This is a genomic window from Dyella sp. (genome assembly GCF_035508675.1).
Taxonomy (GTDB): Bacteria; Pseudomonadota; Gammaproteobacteria; order Xanthomonadales; family Rhodanobacteraceae; genus Dyella_B.
The window spans coordinates 1-5,057 of the sequence record NZ_DATJMN010000257.1; the positions used below are offsets into that span (position 1 = coordinate 1).

The following is a 5,057-nucleotide window of genomic DNA, read 5'->3' on the forward strand; positions in this document are numbered from 1 at the left end:
GCTCGCCGCCACGCATGTGGATCTCGAAAAAGCGGTAGCACAAGGCCGGTTCCGCGAAGATCTGTATTACCGCCTCAATGTATTGCGTCTGCATATGCCGGCATTGCGCGAACGCGCCGATGATGTGCTGCAACTGGCGCAGATCTTCCTGGACAGCTTTCGCAAGCAGCATGACTGCCATGCGCGTACGTTCAGTGCGCTGGCACGCAAGGCGCTGCGCGATTTCTCCTGGCCGGGTAACGTGCGCGAACTGCTCAACCGCGTGCAGCGTGCCGCCGTGGTGGCGGAGGGGGCGCAGATCAGCGTGGCCGATCTGGATCTGGAAGATGTGATCGCGCCACGGACGACAAGGCATTCCAGCCTGGGCCTGATGCGCACCTCGGCCGAGCGTGATGCCGTGATGGCATGTTTGCGCGAGACGCGTTTCAACATCAGCGAGTGCGCGCGGCGTTTGAAAGTGTCGCGCGTGACCGTTTACCGGCTGTGCAAGAAGCATCAGCTGGTGCTTGAAGACCTGCAGTGAGGCGGCTTTCAGAACGCATGTCCGTGGCCTCCCCGGATTGAAGGGAAGACCCCCGACTCGCAGGGGACGAGCCGGGGGCTTCCACATGGTGCCCGGCGGCATGTCGCCGGGTTACCGCCCTCGTCGCCGTCTTGCCACGGCGTGTTCTGGTGTTCTCTGCCTCGCGTTTCGCCGGGCTCGCGCGCGATGGCCGTGCGAGCCCTGGTGGGTATAGCCATGGCGAGCCCTCTCCAGCTTTCTAGATAGGGCAAGTCCCGTGCCAGTTGCGAAAAAGCCTTGAAAATGAGGGTTTGGCGTGGGAATTCGCCGGGTCGGGCAGCTGGCGTCGCGTACAGGGCTGTTACAGTCGCTCTATTGCCTGCGTGGCAGTGAACAGCACCGCGCCGCGATTTTCAGCGGGTGTAATACTTCTGATACAGACCGCGCGGCAGTGGACAACGCGGGCGTATGTTGATGAAGAAAGCTTGCTGCTAGGATGCCGCTTCCCCGTTTTCAAACCTTTTCATCCGCTTGGCTTGGCTGTCGCAAGCCAAAGCGCCATGCATGTATTGAGCATAGGAGCCTTCGGTGTCGTCTCTCGTTGATCTTGCCAAACGCTATTGGTTGCCCGTGTACAAGCCGCGCGAGCTGGTGCTCGACCGAGGCCAGGGCGCACGCGTTTGGGATACCGAGCAGCGCGACTACATCGACTTCGGTGCTGGCATCGCGGTGAATGCCCTGGGGCATCAGGATCCTGACCTGCTGGCGGCCTTGACTGCGCAGGCGCACAAGCTCTGGCATAGCAGCAACGTGTTCTACACCGAGCCGCCGCTGCACCTGGCACAGGAACTGGTGGAGGCCTCCGGCTTTGCCGAGCGCGTGTTTCTGTGCAACTCCGGCGCCGAAGCGAACGAGGCGGCGATTAAGTTGGTACGCAAATGGGCGGCTGCCCAAGGCCGGCCGGCGGAACAACGGGTAATCATCACGTTCCGCGGCTCTTTCCATGGTCGCACGCTGGCCACGGTCACGGCCACCGCGCAGCCGAAATACCAGGAAGGCTACGAGCCGCTGCCGGGCGGTTTCCGTTATCTGGATTTCAATGATGTGGCCGCGCTCGAGGCAGCTTTTGCCGCGGGCGACGTCGCTGCCGTGATGCTGGAGCCAGTGCAGGGCGAAGGCGGCGTGCTGCCGGCGGCGCCTGGTTTCATCAAGCGCGTGCGCGAGTTGTGCGATACGCACGGCGCGCTGCTGGTGCTGGACGAAATTCAATGCGGCATGGGGCGTACCGGCACGCTGTTCGCACACGTGCAGGATGGCGTGATGCCGGATATCGTAACCCTCGCCAAGGCGTTGGGTTGCGGCTTCCCGATTGGCGCGATGCTTGCTGGCGCCAAGGTGGCGCAAGTGATGCAGTTCGGTGCGCATGGCACCACCTTCGGCGGCAATCCCATGGCGGCGGCGGTCGCGCGCGTGGCGCTGCGCAAGCTGTCGTCGCCGCCGCTGCTGGCGAACGTGCAGCGTCAATCGGATGTATTGCAGCAGGCGCTGAGGTCGATGGGTGCGGAGCTGGGCGTGTTTTCCGAGGTGCGCGGGCGTGGGCTGATGCTGGGCGCGGTGCTGGCGGAAACCTATCGCGGCAAAGCGGGCGACGTGCTCGATGTGGCCGCCGCACACGGTTTGCTGGTGCTGCAGGCCGGGCCGGATGTGCTGCGTTTCGTGCCGCCGCTGAACATCAGCGACGAGGAGTTGTCCGAGGGCCTGTCACGCCTGCACGCGGCCTTGCGTGCCTTCGTGGCGAAATAGCCCGGATAAATCAGGAACAGTCACGATGAAATATCTGCACAGCATGGTTCGCGTGCGTGACCTCGACGCTTCGCTGCGTTTCTATTGCGAAGGGCTCGGCTTGAAAGAAGTGCGCCGCATGGATTCGCAGCAGGGCAAATACACGCTGGTGTATCTGGCCGCGCCGGAAAGCCCGGAGGCGGAAGTGGAGCTGACCTATAACTGGGGTTCGGAAGAGGATTACGGTTCGGCCCGCAACTTCGGCCACCTCGCATTCGAGGTTCGCGACATTTATGCGACGTGCGAGCACCTGCAATCGATGGGTTACACCATCAGCCGTCCGCCGCGTGACGGGCACATGGCGTTCGTGCGTTCGCCCGACCTTATCTCGATTGAGCTGCTGCAGGATGGTCATCTGCCGCCGCGGGAGCCGTGGGCGTCGATGCCGAACGTGGGCAGCTGGTGAGCGTTACCGGAACGGGGCGCTGTCCCGTTCTTGTTGTTCAGTTGCGGACAGCTCTGTACCGCAGATGCGGCAATAGTCCGCATCATTTTCATGGTCGAATTGGCCGCAACGGGTGCAGGGCACGCGCTTGCGTCGCGCACGCATGCCGGCCGCCAGCTCGGCGGTAAAGATGCCGGTCGGTACGGCGATGATGCTGTAGCCGATCAGGATGATCAGCGATGTCAGCAGTTTGCCCAAGGCGGTTTTCGGCGTAATGTCGCCAAAGCCCACCGTGGTCATGGTGACGATCGCCCAGTACATGGATGTGGGGATCGAGGTGAAGCCGTCTTCCGGCCCTTCGATCAGATACATCAGCGCGCCGAAGATCAGCACCAGCGTAAGAATGGCGCTGAAGAACACCAGCACTTTCCGGCGCGCACGAATCAGCGTGTACCACAGCAGATCCGCCTCGCCCACGTAGCGCGTGAGCTTGAGGATGCGGAAGATGCGCAGGATGCGCAGCGCACGCACCACCAGCAGATACTGGCTGCCGGCGGCGATCAGGCTGATCCAGGTCGGTAACACGGCCAGAAAATCGACCACGCCGAAGAAGCTGCGCATGTAGCGCCACGGCCGGTCGACCACCAGGATGCGCATCACGTATTCGAGCGTGAACAGCAGGGTGAATGCCCATTCCAGCGCATAGAAGATCGCGCCATACCGCGCGTGCGCCTGCGCAACGGTATCGAACACCGCCACCGCGATGCTGCCCAGGATGGCGATGATCAAGAGGACGTCGAAGCGGCGTCCTGCCGTGTCTTCGTGTCCAAAGATGATGTGGAACCAGCGCGCTCGCCATCCTCCTTGGTGGGCCGGTTCAAGCTGATCGGCAGGCGGCGCGCGTCCATGCATGGCGATCAGCCTGCGCGTGCCAGCCGCATGGCGACGCGCGCCGCATCCAGGGTGGCGGCGATGTCTTCATCGCTATGTGCGGAAGAAAGGAAACCGGCTTCGAAGGCGCTGGGCGCAAGGAATACCCCGTGTTCGAGCATGCCCTGGAAGAAGCGGTTGAACATCGCCGTATCGGCGGCTGTGGCCTGCGCGTAGCTGCTCACGTTTTCGTGCGTAAAGAACAGTCCAAACATGCCGCCCACCCGGTTGGTGCTGAATGGAACGCCTTCACCATCGGCGACTGCTTGCAAGCCATCGGTGAGCAGGCGCGTGCGTGCAGCCAGCGTGTCGTAGAAACCCGGTGCCTGGACCAGCTCCAGCATGGCCAGGCCGGCGGCCATGGCGACAGGGTTGCCGCTCAGGGTGCCAGCTTGGTAGATCGGGCCGGCCGGCGCAATCTGCTCCATCAGCGCGCGACGCCCGCCATAGGCGCCCACCGGCATGCCTCCGCCGATGACCTTGCCGAAGGTGGTGAGGTCGGGCTGGATTCCATACAGCGCCTGGGCGCCGCCGAGTGCGACGCGGAAGCCGGTCATCACTTCGTCGAAGATCAACAGTGCGCCGTGGCGGGTGCAGAGCTCGCGCAATCCGTGCAGGTAACCGTCCTGCGGCGGAATGCAGTTCATGTTGCCGGCCACCGGTTCAATGATCAGGCCGGCGATCTCGCTGCCCTGCTCGGCGAAAAGCGCTTGTGCGGCGGCCAGGTCGTTGTAGGGCAGGGTGAGGGTGAGGTCCGCGTTGGCGGTAGGGACGCCCGGGGAGGTTGGCACGCCGAAGGTGAGTGCGCCGGAACCGGCTTTCACCAGGAAGCTGTCGCCATGGCCGTGGTAGCAGCCCTCGAATTTCACGATCTTGCTGCGTCCGGTGGCACCGCGCGCCAGGCGAATGGCCGACATCGTGGCCTCCGTGCCGGAGTTGACCATGCGCACCATCTCCACCGACGGCACCAGGCGCGTGATGGTTTCCGCCATCACCACCTCGGCCGGGCAGGGCGTGCCGAACGATAGGCCGTCTCGTACGGCTCGCTCGACCGCCTCGCGCACCTTCGGATGATTGTGGCCCGCGATCATCGGCCCCCAGGAGCCGACGTAATCGATATAGCGCTTGCCTTCCACATCCCACAAATAAGCCCCGTTGGCGCGTGCTGTGAAAAACGGCTCGCCGCCGACGGACTTGAAAGCACGTACCGGGGAATTCACGCCGCCGGGAAGCAGCTTGAGGGCGCGCTGGAATAACTCATGGTTGGTCATGGCAACGATTCGATTCGGATAAGGGGGGGGCGCGAGATTGGGGTCGCGGCCGAAGTGCGTCATTTTCCGGGTGCTGTCCTCGATCTGCCAGTCATTCGAACAGGGTGTGACGCCATGTCCGAAACGT

5 protein-coding genes are annotated in these 5,057 nt (G+C 63.3%); 3 read left to right on the top strand and 2 right to left on the bottom strand.

The annotated features are described in order from the left end of the window. The 3 genes from VMA74_RS13465 to VMA74_RS13475 all read left to right on the top strand — a co-directional run. Window positions 1–523, top strand: a 523-nt coding sequence (locus VMA74_RS13465) for a helix-turn-helix domain-containing protein (protein WP_325367770.1), incomplete at its 5' end; no start/stop codon positions are given. A 567-nt stretch (window positions 524–1,090) separates the two neighbouring features. After that, window positions 1,091–2,305, top strand: coding sequence for an acetylornithine transaminase (locus tag VMA74_RS13470; protein WP_325367772.1), 1,215 nt, complete (start codon window positions 1,091–1,093; stop codon window positions 2,303–2,305). A 25-nt stretch (window positions 2,306–2,330) separates the two neighbouring features. After that, complete coding sequence (locus VMA74_RS13475; protein ID WP_325367774.1) at window positions 2,331–2,750, top strand: VOC family protein; 420 nt, start codon at window positions 2,331–2,333, stop codon at window positions 2,748–2,750. Between the two features lie 3 nt (window positions 2,751–2,753). On the opposite strand, the gene VMA74_RS13480 is transcribed toward VMA74_RS13475, so the two are convergent. Both VMA74_RS13480 and hemL read right to left on the bottom strand, forming a co-directional pair. Continuing rightward, window positions 2,754–3,641, bottom strand: a complete 888-nt coding sequence (locus VMA74_RS13480; RefSeq protein ID WP_325367776.1) for an ion transporter — start codon at window positions 3,639–3,641, stop codon at window positions 2,754–2,756. A gap of 5 nt (window positions 3,642–3,646) precedes the next feature. Then, window positions 3,647–4,930, bottom strand: coding sequence for a glutamate-1-semialdehyde 2,1-aminomutase (gene hemL / locus VMA74_RS13485; protein WP_325367778.1), 1,284 nt, complete (start codon window positions 4,928–4,930; stop codon window positions 3,647–3,649). Between the last annotated feature and the right edge of the window lie 127 nt (window positions 4,931–5,057).